Origin of the sequence: Bordetella bronchiseptica (genome assembly GCF_900636925.1) — a bacterium.
GTDB classification, from domain to species: Bacteria; Pseudomonadota; Gammaproteobacteria; order Burkholderiales; family Burkholderiaceae_B; genus Bordetella; species Bordetella pertussis.
Genome location: NZ_LR134326.1, coordinates 2,041,940 through 2,062,204, shown reverse-complemented (window position 1 = coordinate 2,062,204; position 20,265 = coordinate 2,041,940). Strand labels below are relative to the sequence as shown.

Below are 20,265 nucleotides of genomic sequence, written 5' to 3'. Positions count from 1 at the left end.
GAACGGCGGCGCAAGCCGCCACGCAAGGCAGGGGCGCACAACCCTCCAACCCAACGGACGCCGGCCAAAAGCTGGCGTCCGTTTCTTTTCCGCCGGGACAGGCACCCCGCCATACGCCACGAACGCTAGCCTGCCAAGACGGCATCCGTCTCCATGGGAACTCACCCTCCGCCCGCTACGCGTCCGGGTAGCGCACCTCCAGGATCTCCAGTTCTTCGACACCGCCCGGCGTGCGCAGGGTCACGGTATCGCCTTCGTGCGCCTTGGTCAGCGCGCGCGCCACGGGCGAGATCCAGCTGATCTTGCCGGCCAGCGGCTCGGCCTCGTCCACGCCCACGATGGTCACGGTGCGCTCTTCCCCGGCGCGGTCCATGTAGAGCACGGTGGCGCCGAAGAAGACCTGATCGCGGTTGGGCTGCGCGGCAGGATCCACCACTTCGGCGATATCCAGGCGCTTGGTCAGGAAGCGCATGCGCCGGTCGATTTCGCGCAGGCGCTTCTTGCCGTACAGGTAATCGCCATTCTCGGAGCGGTCGCCGTTGGACGCGGCCCACGACACCACCTGCACGACCGAAGGACGCTCGACGTTCATCAGGTGCGACAGCTCATCGCGCAAGCGCGCGTAGCCTTGCGGCGTCATGTAGTTGCGCGTGCCGGCCGGCAGCGCCTGCGCCTCGGGCAGGTCGTCCTCGTCGTCGCGGTCGGATTCTTTGACAAATGCTTTGTTCATGCCTTGCCTGCTGCATAGGGATTCAAGGGCAGCCGGGGCGCCAACGGCCCGGCGCGAAAGGCGCGGTTCAGAACCAGTCGTGCCAGACCGGCTTGAGATCGGGCGGCAGCGGCGGCAAGCGCCCCAGGTCCACCCTGCTTTCGGTGGGACTGTGGAAGTCCGAGCCGCGCGAGGCCAGGAAACCGTGGCGGCGCGCCACCTCGGCATACCGGCGCGCCTCTTCGGAAGTATGGCTGCCGGTCACGACCTCGATACCCGTGCCGCCCAGTTGCAGGAACTCGTCGTACAACGCGTCGAACTGCATGGGGCTGTACTTGTAGCGTCCCGGATGCGCGATGACGGCGCAACCGCCCGCGCCGCGGATCCAGCCCACGGCCTCGGCCAGGCTGGCCCATTGCATCGGCACATGGCCCGGGCAATCGTCGCCCAGGTATTTGTTGAACACCGTCTGCACATCGGGGCAATAGCCGGCCTCGACCAGGAAGCGCGCGAAGTGCGTGCGGCTGATCAGTTCGGGGTTGCCGGCGAACGGCAGCGCGCCCTCGTAGGCGCCCGGCATGCCCAGCCCCGCCAGCCGCTCGCCGATCTGCACCGCGCGCGCGGCGCGACCGGCGCGCGTATCGCGCAAGCCTTGCACCAGCGCCTCGTTGGCCGGATCCACCCGCAAGCCCACGATGTGCACCGTCAGGCCCGCCCAGGTCACCGAAATCTCGACGCCGGCGACGAAACGCATGCCCAATCCGGCGGCGGCCTGCGCGGCCTCGGCCACGCCGCCGATCTCGTCGTGATCGGTCAGCGCCCAGACGTCCACGCCATTGGCGTGCGCGCGCCGCGCCACCGCGGCCGGCGGCATGCTGCCGTCGGACACGGTGGAGTGGCAATGCAGATCGACGTTGGGCGCGGCAATGTTCATACGACCTATTGTAGAGGTCCTGCAAGGCCTCGGGTAGCGCGGCTTCGCCGCGCTCCGTCCCCCGGGCCGCTAGTCCTGCAGGAACCGGGCAATCGGTTCGATCTGCTCGGGCGTCATGAGCGTGGGCGCATGCCCCACGCCGGGCACCTCGTGCAGGCGCGCGCGCGGATTGCGCCCCAGCATTTCGGCCGCCGTCGCCGCCGACAGCAGGTCCGAGTCCTGGCCGCGCACGATCAGCACCGGGCAATCCAGGCTGTCGTACGCTTGCCAGAGAATGCGCTCGCCCGCCTCGAAGGCCTGCGCCACTTGCGCGCCCAGCGGCACGGCCAGCGCGGGGTCGAAGTGCCTGACCCAGCCGCCGCCCTGCCGCACATAGATATGGCGCGCCAGCTCGTCCCATTGCGCATCGGTATGCGGCCCGAACGTGGTGCTGATCTGCCGCATGGCCGCTACGGCCGCTTCGAAGGTCGGATAGCTGTCCTGCGCCGCCACATTGCCGGCAATGCGCTGCAAGGCCTCGACGTTCAGGCGCGGCCCCACGTCGTTGAGCACCAGCCTGTGCGGGCGCAGGTCGTCGGCCTGCGCCGGCAGGCCGTCCGGGCGCGGGCGCATGGCGCGCGCCAGGCGCATCATGGTGGCCGCGCCGGCCAGGCCCAGGCCGATCAGGCCGCCCATCGAGGTGCCCACCCAGGCCAGCGTCGCGGGCCGCACGCGCGCGATCAGCGTCGCCATGTCGGATACATACTGCGGCACCGCGTACAGCGCGGGGTTGGACAACCAGTCGGACTTGCCGCGTCCGGCCACGTCGGGGCACACCACCCGCCACTGGCCGGCCAGCCGCCGCGCCAGATGGTCGAAGTCGCGGCCGGTGCGGGTCAGACCATGCACGCAGACCAGCACGCGATCATTGAGCGGGTCGCCCCATTCCCAATAGGCCATGCGATGAAAGCCAGTGGGGCTGGCGCACGTAACGAAATCCAGACGAGGTTCCTGCATGATGTCTCCGCGCCGCGGCCCGGACGGCCGGCGATGCCCCATTATCGCAGCGGCGCATCGGGACCGGCGCGGCTGTCGCGCCAATAGCGCCGCGCGACCTGGCGCTGCCCGCTGGCGAACAATCCGCGCGGCGTCGAATCGGCCCGCACCGCGCCGTCCAGGTCGGTCCGCCACACGGCGGCGCCGGCCCGCCGCCAGCGATTGATCGCGGACGCGGCCGGATGCCCGAAACGGTTCAGGTAGCCGGCCTGCGCGATGGCGTGCGCGGGCCGCGTGGCGGCGGCCAGCAAGGACCCCGACGACATGGCCGAACCGTGATGCGGCGCCATCACCAGGTCCACCGGCGGCAACGCCGCCGCGAACGCGGCCTCCTGGACCAACCCCACGTCGCCGGTCAACAGGGCGCGGTGGCCGACGCCTTCGACCAGCAGCACGCAACTGCGCGCATTGCTGCTGCGCCAGGGCAAGGACGCGGCAAGCGGCGGCGGATACACGAAGCGCAAGCGGACGCCGTCGACGCGCCATTGCACGCCCGCCTCGCACCCGCGCGTCGCCGGCGGCATGCGCGGTGCGGCGCGCCAGCCGTCCGGCCGCACCCGCGCCTGGCGCGCCAGCCACGCCGCCAGATCGAAGGACGCGTAGGCCTGCCCCACCGGCAAGGCCGCCAGCACGCTGCGCAACCCGCCGGTATGGTCCAGGTCGGCATGCGACACCACCAGGGTATCGATATGGCGGTAGCCGCGCGCCCGCAGGAACGGGGCAATCACGCGCTCGCCGGCGTCCGAGGCGTCGCCGTGCCGCGGCCCGGTATCGAACAGCAGCACATGGCGCGCGGTTTCCAGCACCACGGCGCCGCCCTGGCCCACGTCCAGCGCGGTCAGGGTCCAGTAGCCGGGCGGCGGCCGCTCGGGGCGCCACGCCAGCAGCGGCAGCATGCACAGCCAGCCGCAATGGCGCGCCGGCCAGCCCGGCGCCTGCAGGGCCCATGCCGCCCCGGCCAGCGCCAAGGCCAGCCAGGGCCAGGGCGCCGCCGCCACGTCCAGGCCGGACCACTCGGCACGCCCTATCCAGCCCACCGGCGCCATCAGCAGCGCGAACAACCCGTGGCCCGCGGCGCCGGCCAGCCAGGCCGGCCCCTGCCCGCCCGGCAGCGCCGACAGCGCCCCGCACAGCAAGGCCAGCGGCGTGACCGCCAGGCTCACCACCGGAATCGCCAGAGCATTGGCCAGCGGCGACCCCAGCGACACCTGGCGCACCAGGAAGGCCAGCAAAGGCGTCAAGGCCAGCGTCACCGCCATCTGCGTGCGCCCGAAGCCCAGCAGCGCGGCGCGCAGGCGGGCCCGCATGCCGCGCGGCCGCGCGCCCGCCCCTGTCCCGACCAGCACCGCCACGGCGCCGAACGACAGCCAGAAGCCCGGCGCCAGCGGCGCCCATGGATCGAGCACGGCCACCGCGACGGCAGCCAGCGTCAGCAGGCGCGAGGGCGTTGCCGGCCAGCGCAGCGCGACCGCCGCCGCCACCGCGGCCAGCATGAAAAAAGCGCGCCGCGTCGGCACGCTCCAACCCGCCAGCAGGCAATACGCCAGCGCGGGGCCGAGCGCGGCGAGCACGGCCACCCGCTGCGCCGGCGCGCGCTCGGCCAGCGGGACGCCGCGCCAACGCGCGCGCCGCCACAGCCAGCCCGCCAGCCAGCCTCCCAGCGCCGCGACCGCGGTGACATGCATGCCGCTGATCGATACCAGATGCATGATGCCGCTGCGCTGGAACACCTGCCAGTCCTCCCGCGCCACGCCGGCCTGGTCGCCGATGGCCAGCGCCACCAGCACCGGCGCGTAGCGCAACCCCGCCAGCGCCTGGCGCATGCCGGCGCGCACGCGATGGCGCGCACGCTCGATCGCGATGCCGGCGTCGGCCCAGGGATCATCGTCGAGCAGCAGCGGGCGGCCGCGCACGCTGGCCAGCCCGCGCACACCGCGCGCCAGCAGGCGCGCCTCGCTGTCCGGGGCATGCGGATTCTGGTTGGCGTGCGGGCGGCGCACGCGCAGCGCCATGCGCCAGCGCTGCCCGGGCACGACCTCGGGCAGCGCCTGTCCAGGCAGGGCCCGCCATGTCACCAGCAGGCGCGCGGGCAGGCCTGCCGGCCGATCGTCCGGCAGCCGCGCCACGAAGCGCCGCGACCCGGCGTCGCCCTGCGCCAGCTGCGCCACCCGCGCCTCCACCCGCGCCACACGATTGTGGCGTGCCGGGTCGACGGCATCTGCCAGCCGCCACTGCGCCTGTCCGGCGGCCGACGCCACGCCCAGGCTGGCGGCCAGCGCGGGCAAGGCCAGCTTGCCGCAGACCCGCCATGGCCGGCCGGCCCGCCGCGCGGCCCGCCATGCCGCCAGCGCGCCCAGCGCCGCCAGGCAGGCGAACCCCACGACGCCGTCCAGCGTCGCCAGCCCCTGTACCATGGCCGTGCCGGCCACGAAGGCTACCCCCATCACCCGCCCCATCGCCGCATCCATCGCCGTCAAAGCGACACGATAGGCGCGCGCCGGGCCGCCGCGGATGCGTGGTGAACGCGGCGATCCATCGGTAATCGCCACAGGCCCCTGGACCGGCCAGGCGGATATGACGCCGTCGCGCTACCCGCCTGCTCGCCGGACAGCGGGAGGCGCCCGTCATCGCCCCCCCGTCTCGCGACGCTTACCGACGAAAACGGACTTCCCCCAGAGCCAACATGAATTTGCCAGTACCTACGTCAAAGATCTTCACCACGAGGTCGGCCTGCTGCCCCACATCCGCCGGGGTGAAGGTTCCCGCGGGCCAGCTCACCCTGATGTCGTACTCCGACGAATTACGGCGCGACGTCACCTGGACACGCATGGCCGCGGCCGCCCGCTTGGTAAATTCACTGTCGTGCGCGTCCGGCGGCATGATCTTGGCCACGGGCGCGCCGCCCGAGTAAAAGTACTGAGGCACGGAGAGGAGAACCGCCGAGGTGTCCGAAGTCGAGACGCCGTTGAACCCCGGCGTGTACGGCAGGATCGCGTTGTAATCCTGCCCTCCCTTCGTGAACTTGTCCTCATAGGTGCGCGTCGCGACGACGGTCCGGACACCATCGACTTCCGTGCTCAGCGACACGACACCCCGCGGGACGTCCATGGGCGAGGAGACACTGAAAGTGCCATCCCCCTTCGCCCGCGTCCGCGCCTCGTCGCCGCCCGGGAAACTCACCACAACGGTCGCATCGGGCGAGGTCTTGCCGGAGACGGTAACGATACCGTTCCTCGAATTGGTCTCCATGTTCGTGATCGCGTTGGCCGGCACGAATTCGTCACGATAGTCTTGCCGCACCTCCGGGCTGGCATTTCCGGCGGGGTTCCTGGCGGACACCTGAATGATGCCCGAGAAAATGTCGTTGTCGGACGTCACCGAATAGCTGCCGTCCTTGCCCGCCTTGACGGTCTTGCGTCCACCATCCGGGAACTGGACCGTCACATCGTTGTCCGGATCCGCCGTGCCCGCCACCGTCACCACGCCCGACGAGCGGTCGGTCGTCACGCGTGCGATCGTCGGCGCGGCCGACGGGGTCTTGTCCACGGTGTCCACATAGGCGCGGGTGCCCTCGGGGCTCCGGTTGCCCGCCTTGTCGGTGGCCTGCACATGGATGTCGCCCGCCACCATGTCGCCATCCGAGTCCGCCGCATAGGCGCCGGCGCCGTCGGCGACGACCGTCTTGCGCGTGCCGTCCGGGAAGTTCACCGCCACATTGGCGCCGGGTTCGGCCATGCCCGTCACCGTGATGCGACCGCTGGCGGCATCGGTGGTCACATTGGTGATGGTCGGCACCTCCGGCGCGGTCTTGTCCACGGCATCCGCATAGGCGCGGGTGGCCTCGGGGCTGTGGTTGCCGCCCTTGTCGATGGCCTGCACGCGGACGTCGCCCGACACCATGTCGCGATCCGAAGTCGCCGTATAGGCGCCATCGCCGCCAGCGACGACCGTCTTGCGCGTGCCGTCCGGGAAATCGACCGTCACATTGGCGCCAGACTCGGCCACGCCCGTCACCGTGATGCGACCGTTGCTGGCATCGGTCGTCACATCGGTGATCGTGGGTACGGCCGGCGGAGTGGTGTCCACGGTGTCCGCATAGGCGCGGGTGGCTTCGGGGCTCCGGTTGCCCGCCTTGTCGGTGGCCTGCACACGGATGTCGCCCGACACCATGTCGCGATCCGAAGTCGCGGCATAGGCGCCATCGCCGCCAGCGACGACCGTCTTGCGCGTGCCGTCCGGGAAGTTCACCGTCACATTGGCGCCAGGCTCGGCCATGCCCGTCACCGTGATGCGGCCGCTCTTGGCATCGGTGGCCACATGGGTGACAGTCGGTACCTCCGGCGCGGTCCTGTCCACGGCATCCGCATAGGCGCGGGTGGCCTCGGGGCTCTGGTTGCCCGCCTTGTCGGTCGCCTGCACGCGAATGTCGCCCGACACCATGTCGCGATCCGAAGTCGCCGTATAGGCGCCATCGCCGCCAGCGACGACGGTCTTGCGCGTGCCGTCCGGGAAGTTCACCGTCACATTGGCGCCGGGCTCGGCCACGCCCGCGGCCGTAACGCGACCGCTCGTGGCATCGGTCGCCACATTGTCAATGGTGGGAGCGGCCGGCGGGGTGATGTCCGTGGTGTCACCATAGTGGCGCGTGGCCTCGGGGCTCTGGTTGCCCGCCTTGTCGGTGGCCTGCGCATGGATGTCGCCCGACACCATGTCGCGATCCGAAGTCGCCGTATAGGCGCCGGCGCCATCGGCGACGACGCTCTTGCGCGTGCCGTCCGGGAAGTCCACCGCCACATTGACGCCAGGCTCGGCCATGCCCGTCACCGTGATGCGGCCGCTCTTGGCGTCGGTGGTCACATTGGCGATGGTCGGCACCTCCGGCGCGGTCTTGTCCACGGCATCCGCATAGGCGCGAGTGGTCTCGGGGCTCTGGTTGCCCGCCTTGTCGGCAGCCTGCACGCGGATGTCGCCCGACACCATGTCGCGATCCGAAGTCGCCGTATAGGCGCCATCGCCGCCAGCGACGACGGTCTTGCGCGTGCCGTCCGGGAAATTCACCGCCACATTGGCGCCGGGCTCGGCCACGCCCGCCACCGTGACGCGACCACTGGCCGCATCGGTCGCCACATTGGCAATGGTGGGAGCGGCCGGCGGGGTAATGTCCACGGCGTCGTCATAGTGGCGCGTCGCCTCCGGGCTCTTGCCGCCCGCCTTGTCGATGGCCTGCACGCGGATGTCGCCCGCCACCATGTCGCCATCCGAAGTCGCGGTATAGGCGCCGTCGTCGCCCGCGACGACCGTCTTGCGCGTGCCGTCCGGGAAGCTGACCACGACCTCGGCGCCGGGCTCGGTCATACCCGTCACCGTGATATGGCCGCTCTTGGCATCGGTGGCCACATCAGCAATGGTGGGAACGACCGGCGCAGTCTTGTCCACGGTGTCCACATAGGCGCGGATAGTCTCGGGGCTCTTGCCGCCCGCCTTGTCCACGGCCTGCACGCGGATGTCGCCCGACACCATGTCGCCATCCGAAGTCGCCGCATAGGCGCCGTCGGCACCGGCATCGACGGTCTTGGCGGTGCCGTCCGGAAAGTGGACGTCCACCTGCGCACCCGGCTCCGCCTGGCCCGTCACGGTCACGCGGCCGGTATCGGCTTGCGCCGTCACGGCATCGATCGTCGGCGCGAGCGTCGCGGGCGGCAGATAATCCGCGACGGCACGCGCTTCCTTGCGCGTCTGCGGATGAGTCGCCTGAACCAGCACTTTCCCCTGCGCCACTTTGCGCGTCGAACGCACCGTGAACAGGCCCTTCGCATCCGCCTTGGCGAGCACCGATTCGCCATTGGGAAACGACACCTTGACGTCGACCTTCGGTTCGGTCTTGCCCCGTACCTCCAGCGCGCGATCCGCCGGCAGCGGCACCAGCGCCATCACCGCGACCTGCAGATCGCCCAGCACCACCTCGTCGACGTACCGATAAGTCACTTCGCGGCTGCTGTCGCCCTCGGCGTTACGGGCGCGCAGCGCCAGGACGCCGGACGGTTGATCGCCGGCGGAGGTATAGGCAAAACGACCGCTGGCATCCGCCGTGGCGGTGCCCGTCGTGCCGTCGGGCATGCGCACCGTCACCGTCGCGAACGGCTGGGTCGCGCCGATCACCGTCACCCGGCCATCGGCCTGCAGGGTCGAGACCTCGCTCACGACCAGCGGCAGAATGATCTCCTTGCGCCGCGTGTTCAGGACGATGCGGTTCTCGCGCTCGACCAGGGCGTGCCGCCGGGCGTCGGGCGAGAAGGCCGGCGTGCCCGAAGCGTCGCGCCGCAATTGCTTGGACAGCGGTTCCGAGAGATTGATGTTCAGGCCCAGCTGCATGCGGGTTTCGCGTCCGCCGCCGATCACCTTGGTCTGCTCCAGTCCCACGCTGACCAGCGACACGGGGCGATACTCCACGCCGACCTTGAAGCCCTTGGCGCCGGCCTGGGTGCGGCCGTTGTCGAAGTAGTCCACTTCGGCGCCATTCCAGCGGAAATGCGTCGCGCTCAGACTCAGCCCGGGCGCGAACGCCGGACGGTAGCCGACCCCCACATCCATGCCCGAGGCGGGCTTTTCCTCGCGACGATTATTGCGCTTGGCGCCCTTCCAGTCGGACAGCGGCGCATACACATTGCCGTACAGGCTGAACTCCGGCGCGATCACCTCCAGCCCCACGGAGCCGCGCAGATGCTGCTTGCCAAACTCGTAATCCAGGAAGCCGTTGGCGCCGACCATCAGCGCATCGTTGACCTCGCGCCGATACACCGCGCCCGCATTGGCCGTGGGACGATCGTTCTGGTTGTGCGCCCCCAGCTGCAGCAGGCCCGTGTTGCGTCCGGCGCGGTAGACCTCATCTATCGTGTTCAGTTGCAGCGACGTGCGGCCCGACTCGAAATCGTGGCTCAACCCGCCTTGCAGATTGCGCAGAAAGGGCAGACCCGATTCCCGAGCCAGGTTCACGCCATCGCGCAAGACATCATTGACCTGGGCCTGCGCTTCACGCTTGAGATAGTCGCCGTCGACCCGGGCGCCGGGTTGGCGCTCGGCCTGGCGCCGGGCCAGCGACTCGGCCTGGGCGGCCAGCTTGCGGGTCCATGCCGCATCCTGCCCCGCCTCCTCCTGCGCCACCCGGGCCGGGCGCAGCGTCGGCGCTCCCTGGGCCAGCGCCGACAAGGGCAGCAAGGCCTGGGCCAGGATGCTGCCGCCCACCATCGCGGCCACGCCCCGGCGCGCACGCTGGCGGTTCTGGCGACGCGGGCTGCTCGACTTGCGGCCAGCACGCGCCCATTCGCCGGCGACCACCCAGGCCCCGCGGACCAATGACCAGACAACACGGTAAATGTTCTTGTTCATGGAAGCTCCCTGAATGTTCGGCGCACTGCCCGCTAATCGCAGGCAAAGCGACGCCCTGCCTGCCTGGAAGCGGCTATATATCGATTTGGATAAAGGAGTGGTCGAAAAAGGCGAAGTCGCTGACTTGACGAGGATTTCGCCTACATCTCTCCGAACACAGGAGGGAACTTTATCGATTACCGCGAACTAAATAAGTCGCCAAATACCCATGTATCTGTAGGAAATTTCTCAATCACAACGACCTCACCTACAACCAGGGCAAAGGCAGGCGCGACTGTGGCTGGATCACATCAATCGGGCACGTCGAACAGGCCGGGATAGCGCGCCGCGGGCGCGCCGTGGACCGGCAGCGGCGCCCTGGGCAACACCTCGGCCTGGATGTCGCCGGACAACACGACATCCGCCCATTGCGGGTGCCGGCTCGCAATGCCGGCAACACATTCCTCGAACAAGCAAAAGGCCCCCACGCTGCGCCCGCTGTGCGGGCTTGCTGCCCCCCAAGGGGGCTTTTTTGCCTTGGGGCGGCCCGGCGGCAAAAAAAGGCCCCCACGCTGCGCCCGCTGTGCGGGCTTGCTGCCCCCCAAGGGGGCTTTTTTGCCTTGGGGCGGCCCGGCGGCAAAAAAAGGCCCCCACGCTGCGCCCGCTGTGCGGGCTTGCTGCCCCCCCAAGGGGGCTTTTTTGCCTTGGGGCGGCCCGGCGGCAAAAAAAGGCCCCCACGCTGCGCCCGCTGTGCGGGCTTGCTGCCCCCCAAGGGGGCTTTTTTGCCTTGGGGCGGCCCGGCGGCAAAAAAAGGCCCCCACGCTGCGCCCGCTGTGCGGGCTTGCTGCCCCCCAAGGGGGCTTTTTTGCCTTGGGGCGGCCCGGCGGCAAAAAAAGGCCCCCACGCTGCGCCCGCTGTGCGGGCTTGCTGCCCCCCAAGGGGGCTTTTTTGCCTTGGGGCGGCCCGGCGGCAAAAAAAGGCCCCCACGCTGCGCCCGCTGTGCGGGCTTGCTGCCCCCCAAGGGGGCTTTTTTGCCTTGGGGCGGCCCGGCGGCAAAAAAAAACCGCCAGTCGATGCACGACAGGCGGCCAACAACGGGCGGACGGGCTCGACCGCCCCCCGACGCGGTGCGCGGACGCGGCCCGGCGGCCTCGCGCCCGCGCGCTGCGTTCAGAACCGGACTTTCAGATACAGCGAGCCGGTATTCTCCTTGTTGCCATTGCCGAACTGCCCTCCGTAGGCCAGGCCGAGCGCCGCGTTGCGGCCCACGTCCACTTCGGCCGCGAGATCGAGCACGGCCGCATCCCTGGCCACCGGCGAACCCGCCACGGTGAACGCCGTGCCGCCGCCCTGGATGAACGCCAGCTTGCGGGTCGCGTCCACGTCGCCGTTGGCATGGCGCCAGCCCAGCCCGGCGCTCAGGCGCGCCTCGGTGGCGCCCAGCTGCAGCGCCGTGTTGCCACGCAGCCCCAGCGTGAACGTGGTGATCTGGTCGGTCTGGCCGCTGCCATGCAGCGCGGCCGGCCCGCCATCCTCGTCGAAGCTGTCGCTGTGGTTGTTGAACCAGGCCAGGCCGGCATACGGCTCGACCGAGCTGCTGGCGCCAACGGGCACCTGGTAGCCGAGTTCGGCGAACAGTTGCGTGGTATTGGCCTTGTAGTCGGCCTTCAGGGTCTGCGCGCCGCCCACATCCACGCTGCGTCGGCTGTCGATGTCGTGGTGCGTGTAGCCGACGCCGGCCAGGAAGTTCAGCTTGCCCTTGCCTGCCGCCCAGCTGTTGCCGCCGTAGAGCGCCGCCGTATAGCTGGTCACGTCCGAGCGCGAGTCCACCGCATCGGCCTTGATGCGGCCATCGGTAAAGCCCAGCGCCCCGCCCACGCGCCAGCCCGCGCCCACCGCGGCGTCGCCGCCGATGAACAGGCCGGCGGTATTGCTCTTGGCCTTGGCCGCATTGTCCTTGGCGTCGAAACTGCTCCAGTTGCCCACCACATCGGCCCACAGCGGATACGCGGCCGTGCCCGGCATGGCCGACGCGGCAGCCGGGCCCGCCGCCTGCGCCGTGGGCGCGCCGGCCAGCAGGCCGGCGCCCAGGTTGGCGCTCATGCGCCTGGCCACGGTGCGGTTGAGCAGCTGCGTGTTGCTGTAAAGCGCCGACACCGCGCTGCCGTGCACTTCGCCGGACAACTGGTCCAGCGCGTCGGCCCGCTGGCCCGTGTCGCTCATCAGCATCACGGCGTCGGCCGAGGCGTTGCGCCCGGCCACCGACAGCGCGCCGTCGAGCACCGCGCTCTGGTTGCGGGTCAGGCCGGCGCGCGCCGCCGCCAACTTGTCGGCGTCCGGCGACAGGCTGACCTGCGTGGCCTGGGCGCCATACTTGACCGGGTCCAGCTTGACCAGGGTGCTGGCCAGGCTCTCGTCCAGGCTCGCCGCGGCGAATTCGCCCACGATCTTGCCGGCCTCGGTCTTGATGATGGTGTAGTCGTGATTCAGCACATAGCCGCCGGTGCCGTTCTCCTGGCCCACCACCAGCGACACGCCCGCCAGGTCGACATTCCCGCTGCGCACCACCAGCAGGTCGGACTGGCCCTTGGCGTTGACTTCCGCCAGGTAGGTGGAGCCGCTGAGGGCCCCCACGCTGCCGACCGTCACGGTACCGATGGAGTTGCCAGGCGCCAGGCTGGCGCCGGTCATCCGCAGCGCGCCGCCGATATCGAGGTTGCCGCCCAGGATCGCGCCGGATACGGCATCCGCGCCGCCGGTCACCACGATGGGGGTCGTCGGCGAGCCGCCGCCCAGGCTCGAGCCGCCGGCCAGGCTGAGTCCGCCCGCGATGACGGTCGGCGCGGAAGTGCTGAAGCGAAACGACGCGCCGTCGAGCCCTTGCACGCTGCCGCCGACCTGCGCCGGCCCGCTGAACGTGAACGCCGCGCCGCCCGCGCCCTGCACGTTTGCGCCGATGATGGCGGGTGCGTTGAAGCTGAGCGCGGTGCCCTGCCCCCCCGTCACGCTCTCGCCGATCGTCAACGGCCCATTGAAGGCGACCGAACCGCCCGGCAGCACCGCCAGGCTCTGCCCTATCGTGGTCGCGCCGCCGAAGGTCGTCTGGCTGCCGGCCCCCAGCGAGGAGCTGCCGCCTATGTTCGACACCCCCGTGAAGGTCACCGGCGCGCTGCCGCCTTCCAGCACCATGTCGCCGACGGTGCTGAAGCCGCTGTGCTGGCCCGACTGGCTGCCGTTCACGATGGCAGTCGTGTCATCGATCACCAGGCCGGCCCACTGGGCGCCGCTCTGGACATCGACGATGGTAAGCGCCGAGGATTCCCGCGAGCCGTCGGCCGCGAGGTTCTCGATGTTGCCGGCCGCATACGAGCCGCTTTTCAGCGTCAGCGTCACCTGCCCCAGCTCGCCGCCGGCCAACCGGCGCACCAGCAGCAGCCGGCCGTCGTTGCGCGTCAGGTTGGAACCGGCGCCGACCACGATGGATTGCTGACGCGTGGCGCTGAGCGTGGACAGCAGCGATGGCCCGCTGGCGACGACCTCGACGCCATTGAGCGCCACGCTGCTGCCGTTGCTCACGCGCAGGCCGGCGGCGCCGCTGCCGGTGGTGCGGATGGAGCCGCCCGACATGTTCAACGAACTGCCGCCCTGCAGGTATACGCCGTGCGCGTTCTTGCCGCTGGTCTGGATGGCGGTGTTGCTGACCTGCAGCACGCCGCCGGGGCTCAGCACCTGCGATTCCGTTCCCAGCCCATAGGCGTCGACGCCGCTGGTCGTGATGCGCGAATCGCGCAGCGCGATCGTACCGTCATCCGCGCCCATCGCGCCCACCGCATGCTCGCCGGTGGTATTGATGGTCAGGCCGACGGCGCGGATGCTGCCCCCGAACTCGGCGCGCAGGCCATCGGAATACGCGTCCGTGGTGCGGATGTCCGTCCCGTTGAGTTCGATCATGGTGCCGGAATCCAGGGACTGCACGCCATAGCTGCCGCCGCCCACGGTCGCGATGCTGCCGCCGCGCACATTCACCAGTGCGCCGTATTCCGCGCGCACGCCCGGGGCCTCCCAGCCATTGCCGGCATCGGTGCGCACGCTCACCTGGTTCAGGTCGACGCGGGCGCCATCCGCGGCGTTGACGGCGCCCATCAGGCCGCCGCTGGCCGTCACGCTGCCTCCCTGCAGCGTGAAGACGGCATTGCTGCCCTCGCCGTACACCACCCATTCCCGATTGGCGCTCAGGTTCGTGCCCGAATAATGGGCGCCCGCCACCGGCTGGCCCGGCGGGCAGGCCCCGATACACTCCAGGCGGTTCTCCGCCGCGCCCGCCGCGCCGTACACGCCCAGCAGGGCCGCCGCCAGCGACGTGATGCGCAGGCCCATGCCTCGCGCGCTTGCTTGTGCCATCAGACCTCTCCTCGTTTGCCGGGATTCTTGTGGAATGGAATAGGACCCCGTGCGAATTGATACAAATCAATTCAAATATGCCGAAATTTGTTAATAAATTTCGACTAACAGACAAACTGTAACGGCCGAAGGCGTACCGCGCGCCACCCATTTGGGGGGTGCCGGTTCGGTGAAAATCGGGCAGCACATGGCGCAGGCACGCGCGTGCGTCCGCCCCGCAGCGAACGCCAGGCACAGGGCGGGCAGGAGGAAACAGGGGCCCGGCGCCGGACGGCCGGGCGTCAGGGCGTCGCCGCCCTGTCCTGCAACAAGGCGCCCAGGCGCGGCAACACCCGTAGCGCGGTGGTGGTCGTGGCCGTCGCCACATCGGCGACAGCCTGGCCGCGCAGCGCGGCCAGTTCGGCGGCGATGCGCGGCAACTGGCCCGGCGTGTTGCGCCGCTCGGGTTCGTACAGCCAGGCCGGCGGAATATCCGGGGCATCGGTTTCCAGCACCAGGTGGTCCAGCCCGATATCGGCCGCATGGCGCCGGATCTGCAGCGCGCGGGGATAGGTCATGGCCCCGCCCAGGCCCAGCGCGAAGCCTTGCTCGACGAAGGCGCCGGCCTGTTGCGCGCTGCCGTTGAAAGCGTGCGCGATGCCGCCGGGCACGCCCGGCCTGCGCCGCAGATGCTTGAGCAGGATGTCTTGCGAGCGCCGCACATGCAGCAGCACCGGCAGGCCGTATTCGGCCGCCAGGTCGAGCTGGGCGGCGTAAAAGCGCTCCTGGCGCTCGCGCGGGGCGCCGCTGGCGATTTCCGCCACGAAGAAGTCCAGGCCGATCTCGCCGATGGCCACGAAACGCGGGTCCGGCAAGGCGGATTCGATGGCCCGGCGCAGGCTGTCGAGATCTTCGTCGCGGGCGCGCGCCACGTACAAGGGATGGATACCCAGCGCATAGGCGCCGCTATCCACGGCATGGGCAAGCTGGCGTACGGTTGCGAAGTTGGCGCGCTCGACGGCCGGAATCACGATGGCCTGCACGCCGGCCTCGCGCGCCGCGCGGGCCACCGCCATGCGGTCGGCGTCGAATTCGGCGGCATCGAGATGGCAGTGCGTATCGATCAGCATGGCCGGGCTCCAGGGCCGCGCGACAGGCCGGCGTCAATCCGGCTGCAGGCGCCCGTTTTCCATGTGCAGCTGGCGATCGGCGCGTGCGGCCAGCTCCGGATCGTGGGTGACGATCACGAAAGCCGTGCCGGATTCGCGGTTCACGCGCGTGAGCAGCTCGAACATATTGTGCGCCGTATGGCGATCCAGGTTGCCGGTGGGCTCGTCGGCCAGCACGCAGGCCGGCCGCGTCACCAGGGCGCGCGCCAGCGCCACGCGCTGCCGCTCGCCCCCGGACAGCTGGCCCGGAAAGTGCTCCTCGCGCGCGGCCAGCCCCACCAGTTCCAGCACTTCGCGTGCCTGGGCGCGCGCACGGTCGCGATTCTCGCGCCGCACGATCAGCGGCATGGCCACATTGTCCAGGGCCGAGAATTCCGGCAGCAGGTGGTGGAACTGGTACACGAAGCCGAGGCTGCGGTTGCGCAGCGCGCTCTTGCGCTTCTCGGACAGCCCCGCGGCGGGCACGCCGTCGACGCTGACCGTGCCGCTGGAGGGCACGTCCAACAGGCCCAGGATGTGCAGCAAGGTGCTCTTGCCCGAGCCCGAGGCGCCGACGATGGCGACCATCTCGCCGCGCGCCACGCTCAGCGACACGTCGCTGAGCACTTCGATGCGCGCCGGGCCTTCGTCGTAGACCTTGCCCAGGTGCTCGGCCTGCAGGGCCGGGCCGGTGTCGTTCGGCTCAGTCATGGCGCAGCACCTGTGCGGGTTGCAGGCGCGAGGCGCGCCAGCTCGGATACAGCGTGGCCAGCAGCGACAGCACCAGCGAGGTCAGCCCGATGGTGATGATGTCGTCCGCCTGCGGATCGGAAGGCAGCGCGCTGATGAAGTACACCTCGCGCGGCAGGAACTGCACGCCCAGCAGGCGTTCGATGAACGGCACGATGACGTCGACGTTGTAGGCGATGGCGATACCGCCGGCCACCCCCAGCAAGGTGCCGACCACGCCGATCAGCGCCCCTTGCACCAGGAAGATGCGCGCCACCTCGCCTGGCCCGGCGCCCAGCGTGCGCAGGATGGCGATATCGGACTGCTTGTCCTTGACCGCCATGACCAGCGACGACAGCAGGTTGAACGCCGCCACCGCCACGATCAGCGCCAGGATCAGGAACATCATGCGCTTTTCGGTCTGCACGGCCGCGAACCAGGTGCGGTTGTTGCGCGACCAGTCGGCCGCCATGACGTAGGGCGGCAGCACCTTGGTGAGCTCGGCGGCCACTTCGGGCGCGCGCTGCATGTCGGCCACGCGCAGCCGCACGCCGGCGGTGCCGCTTTCGCGGAACACCTTGGCGGCATCCTCGTCGTCGATGAAGACGAGGGTCGAGTCGTATTCGTAATGGCCGGAGGAAAAGATGCCCACCACCGTGAACTGCCGCATGCGCGGCGCGAAGCCGGCCGGGCTGATCGAGCCCTGCGGCGCCAGCATCAGGACCGTGTCGCCCGTCTTGACGCCCAGCCCGTCGGCCAGGTCGCTGCCCAGCACGGCGCCGAACCCGCCGGCGACCAGGTCGCTCAGCTTGCCGCTGACCATTTGCCGGGGGATATCCGACACATTGCCTTCGGTGGCCGGATCGATGCCGCGCACCTGCACGCCGCGCAGCGCCTGGCCGCGCACCAGCATGCCCTGCGCCGCCACGAAAGGCGCCTCGCCCTTGACCTCGGGGTTGGCGCGCGCGGCCTGCGCGAACTGGCGCCACTGCTGCAGCACCCGTTCGGGCGCCGCGCCCGGTATATAGAGTTCGATATGCGGCAACACCGACAGCATGCGGTCGCGCACTTCCTTCTGGAAACCGTTCATGACCGACAGCACCACGATCAGCGCCGCCACGCCCAGGGCGATGCCGGCCATCGACGTGGCCGCGATGAAGGAGATGAAGCGATCGCGGCGCCCGCGTCGCTGGCGGATCCGGGCCATGCCCGCGTAGCGGGCGCCGATCCAGAGTTCATAGGGTATTTTCAGCACCTGCGCATTATGGCATTAACCGGCACGCGCACTACAATCGCCGCCATGCTCATCGTGATCCCCGGCGCCCTGCCCGCAGCCGCCGTCGCGCCGGAACTGGCGCGCCTGCTGCCGCAGCACGCCCCCACCCTGCACGGCTGGCTGCAGGCCGCATCGGCCCGCGTCCAGGCCTTCGACGCCGCGCGCCAGGGCTGCACCCCCTTCGAGGGCTGGCAGCTCGAACAGGCCGGCTACCAACCCCAGCCCGGCCTGCCGTTGGGCGCCGGCCTCGGCCCGCTGCGCGCCGCCGGCGGCACGCCCGGCCAGCCGGTCTGGCTGGCCGACCTGGCGCACCTGATGCTGGGGGCCGACCAGGCCGCCCTGCTCGACCCCGCCCTGCTCGACCTGCGCGCCGACGAAAGCGCGCAGTTGTTCGAGGCGGCCGCGCCGCTGTTTGCCGACAGCGGCTTCGGCGCCACGCCCATCGATGCGGCGCGCTGGCGCCTGACGCTGCCCGCCGGCATGGCGCCGCAAACGGCCAGTCCCGCGGCGGTGGCCGGCCAGCGGCTGCGCGCCTGGTGGACCCAGGACGTCGCCATGCGCCCGTGGCGCCGCCTGCTCAACGAAATCCAGATGGTCTGGTACGAGCATCCTGTCAATGAAGCGCGCGCCGCGCGCGGCGCCGCGCCGATCAACGCGCTGTGGCTGTATGGCGGCGCCACGCCGTGGCCGGCCGGCGCGCCGGCGCCGGCGCGAGTCTGCGACGAACTGGCCGCCGCCCAGCGCGCCGGCGACTGGGCCGCCTGGCTCGACGCGCTGGCCGTGCTGGACGCGGCGCAATTGGCGCCGCTGGCCGGCCCGCACGGCCGGCCGGTCCAGCCCTTGCAACTGCTGCTGCTGGGCGATGACCGCCGCGCCGCCCTCACCCTCAAACCACGCGCGGGGCTGGCCCGATGGCTGCCCGCGCCCAAGCACAACTGGAACGCCTGGTGGTCTCGCCCCGTCTGATTATCCGTACTGCCGATCTGCAAGCCTGCCAGCACCTCGAAGCGGCCGGCATCCACCCGCTGCTGTCGCGCCTGTGGGCGGCGCGCGGCGTCATCCACCCCGAGCAGACCCGTATGGCGTGGCCCGCGCTGCTGCCGCCCGACCGCCTGACCCACTCGGCCCACGCGGCCGCCGTGCTCGCCGACGCCATCGAGCAGGGCAAGCGCCTGCTCATCGTGGCCGACTACGACTGCGATGGCGCCACGGCCTGCGCGGTCGGCCTGCGCGCCCTGTCGGCCATGGGCGCCGACGTGGATTTCCTGGTTCCCAACCGCTTCGAGACCGGCTATGGCCTCTCGCCGGCGGTCGTCGAGCTGGCCTGCCGCCATCGGCGCGGCAAGCCCGACATCATCATCACGGTCGACAACGGCATCGCCAGCGTCGACGGCGTGGCCGCCGCCAACGCCGCCGGCATCGGCGTGGTCATCACCGACCACCACTTGCCCGGCGACACGCTGCCCGAGGCCCTGGCCATCGTCAATCCCAACCAGCCCGGCTGCGGTTTCGGCTCCAAGCACCTGGCCGGCGTCGGCGTCATCTTCTACATGATGCTGGCGCTGCGCGCCGAGCTGCGCCGCCGCGGCGTCTACGCGCCGGATGGCGGCCCGCGCCTGGATGCGCTGTCCGACCTGGTGGCCCTGGGCACGGTGGCCGACGTGGTCAAGCTGGACGCCAACAACCGGCTGCTGGTCACGCAGGGGCTGCAGCGCATGCGGGCCGGCCGCATGCAGCCCGGCGTGCGCGCCCTGTTCGCCGTGGCCGGGCGCGAGCCGCGCACCGCCAGCGGCTTCGACCTGGGCTTTGCCCTCGGTCCGCGCATCAACGCCGCCGGCCGGCTGGCCGACATGAGCCTGGGCATCGCCTGCCTGACCACCGACGACGAGGCGCAGGCGCTCGAAATGGCGCGCGAGCTCGACAACATCAACCGCGAACGCCGCACCATCGAAGCCGAGATGCGCGACCAGGCGCTGGCCGCCATGGAGGCGCCCGACGCCGCCGCCGGCGCCACGGTATGCGTATTCGACCCCGGCTGGCACCAGGGCGTGGTCGGCCTGGTGGCCTCGCGCCTGAAGGAGAAGTTCTGGCGCCCCACGCTGGCCTTCGCCCCGGCCGGCGAGGACGAGCTGCGCGGCTCGGGCCGCTCGATCCCCGACGTGCATTTGCGCGACGCGCTCGACCTGGTGTCCAAGCGCCACCCGGGCCTGATACGCAAGTTCGGCGGCCACGCCATGGCCGCCGGCCTGACCCTGGGCAGCGGCGATTTCGCCGCCTTCGCCCCGGCCTTCGACGCCGCGGTGCGCGAGCTCACCGGGCGCGACCGCTTCGAGCCGCTGCTCGAAACCGACGGCTCGCTCGAAAGCGGCTACGCCAATGCCGAAGTGGCCGGCCTGCTGCAGCAGCAGGTCTGGGGCGCGGGGTTCGCCGCCCCGCTGTTCCTGGACGAATTCACCGTGCGCAGCCAGCGCCTGGTGGGCGGCAAGCACCTGAAGCTGGCGCTCGAGCGCGGCCACCAGCGCTTCGACGCCATCTGGTTCGGCCACGACCAGTCCCTGCCCGAGCGCATCCAGGCCGCCTACCGGCTGGAGCAGAACATCTGGAATGGCATGGTGTCGGTACAGCTGGTCATCGAGCACGCCGCCTGAGGGCCGCCGCCCTTCTGTTACAAACCGCCCCGGCCGGCCGG

At 70.6% G+C, this 20,265-nt stretch carries 11 protein-coding genes; 2 read left to right on the top strand and 9 right to left on the bottom strand.

Annotation, left to right across the window (positions count from 1 at the left end; translation table 11 throughout):
- Positions 1 to 175: 175 nt before the first annotated feature.
- The 9 genes from greB to EL288_RS09570 all read right to left on the bottom strand — a co-directional run bounded on the left by greB (position 176) and on the right by EL288_RS09570 (position 17,507).
- Positions 176 to 730: a transcription elongation factor GreB gene (gene greB, locus EL288_RS09620; protein ID WP_003812405.1), complete on the bottom strand. Its 555-nt coding sequence runs from the start codon at positions 728 to 730 to the stop codon at positions 176 to 178.
- Between the two features lie 67 nt (positions 731 to 797).
- The gene (locus EL288_RS09615) at positions 798 to 1,643 is read right to left on the bottom strand and encodes a 3',5'-nucleoside bisphosphate phosphatase (protein WP_003812407.1); all 846 of its coding nucleotides are present in this window, start codon (positions 1,641 to 1,643) and stop codon (positions 798 to 800) included.
- Positions 1,644 to 1,712: 69 nt separating this feature from the next.
- Complete coding sequence (locus EL288_RS09610) at positions 1,713 to 2,681, bottom strand: alpha/beta fold hydrolase (protein WP_126621913.1); 969 nt, start codon at positions 2,679 to 2,681, stop codon at positions 1,713 to 1,715.
- Positions 2,681 to 5,155, bottom strand: coding sequence for a DNA internalization-related competence protein ComEC/Rec2 (locus EL288_RS09605; protein WP_003812412.1), 2,475 nt, complete (start codon positions 5,153 to 5,155; stop codon positions 2,681 to 2,683). The genes EL288_RS09610 and EL288_RS09605 overlap by 1 nt, the downstream gene beginning before the upstream one ends.
- Positions 5,156 to 5,327: 172 nt before the next feature.
- Positions 5,328 to 10,064, bottom strand: coding sequence for an Ig-like domain-containing protein (locus tag EL288_RS09600; protein ID WP_126621912.1), 4,737 nt, complete (start codon positions 10,062 to 10,064; stop codon positions 5,328 to 5,330).
- Between the two features lie 1,149 nt (positions 10,065 to 11,213).
- A complete protein-coding gene (gene sphB3 / locus EL288_RS09585) occupies positions 11,214 to 14,444 on the bottom strand; it encodes an autotransporter SphB3 (RefSeq protein ID WP_033459216.1) in 3,231 nt (1,076 codons plus the stop codon).
- Between the two features lie 281 nt (positions 14,445 to 14,725).
- A complete protein-coding gene (locus EL288_RS09580) occupies positions 14,726 to 15,553 on the bottom strand; it encodes a TatD family hydrolase (RefSeq protein ID WP_015039710.1) in 828 nt (275 codons plus the stop codon).
- Positions 15,554 to 15,586: 33 nt separating this feature from the next.
- Positions 15,587 to 16,282 carry a lipoprotein-releasing ABC transporter ATP-binding protein LolD gene (gene lolD, locus EL288_RS09575; RefSeq protein ID WP_003812422.1) on the bottom strand — a complete coding sequence of 232 codons (696 nt, stop codon included), beginning with the start codon at positions 16,280 to 16,282 and terminating at the stop codon, positions 15,587 to 15,589.
- A complete protein-coding gene (locus tag EL288_RS09570) occupies positions 16,275 to 17,507 on the bottom strand; it encodes a lipoprotein-releasing ABC transporter permease subunit (protein ID WP_003812424.1) in 1,233 nt (410 codons plus the stop codon). The genes lolD and EL288_RS09570 overlap by 8 nt, the downstream gene beginning before the upstream one ends.
- A gap of 57 nt (positions 17,508 to 17,564) precedes the next feature.
- Between EL288_RS09570 and EL288_RS09565 the strand changes: the two genes are divergently transcribed.
- On the top strand, positions 17,565 to 18,542 hold the full coding sequence (locus EL288_RS09565) for a hypothetical protein (protein ID WP_010928338.1): 978 nt from the start codon (positions 17,565 to 17,567) through the stop codon (positions 18,540 to 18,542).
- Positions 18,524 to 20,224: a single-stranded-DNA-specific exonuclease RecJ gene (gene recJ / locus EL288_RS09560; RefSeq protein WP_033446709.1), complete on the top strand. Its 1,701-nt coding sequence runs from the start codon at positions 18,524 to 18,526 to the stop codon at positions 20,222 to 20,224. The genes EL288_RS09565 and recJ overlap by 19 nt, the downstream gene beginning before the upstream one ends.
- The last annotated feature ends 41 nt before the right edge of the window (positions 20,225 to 20,265 follow it).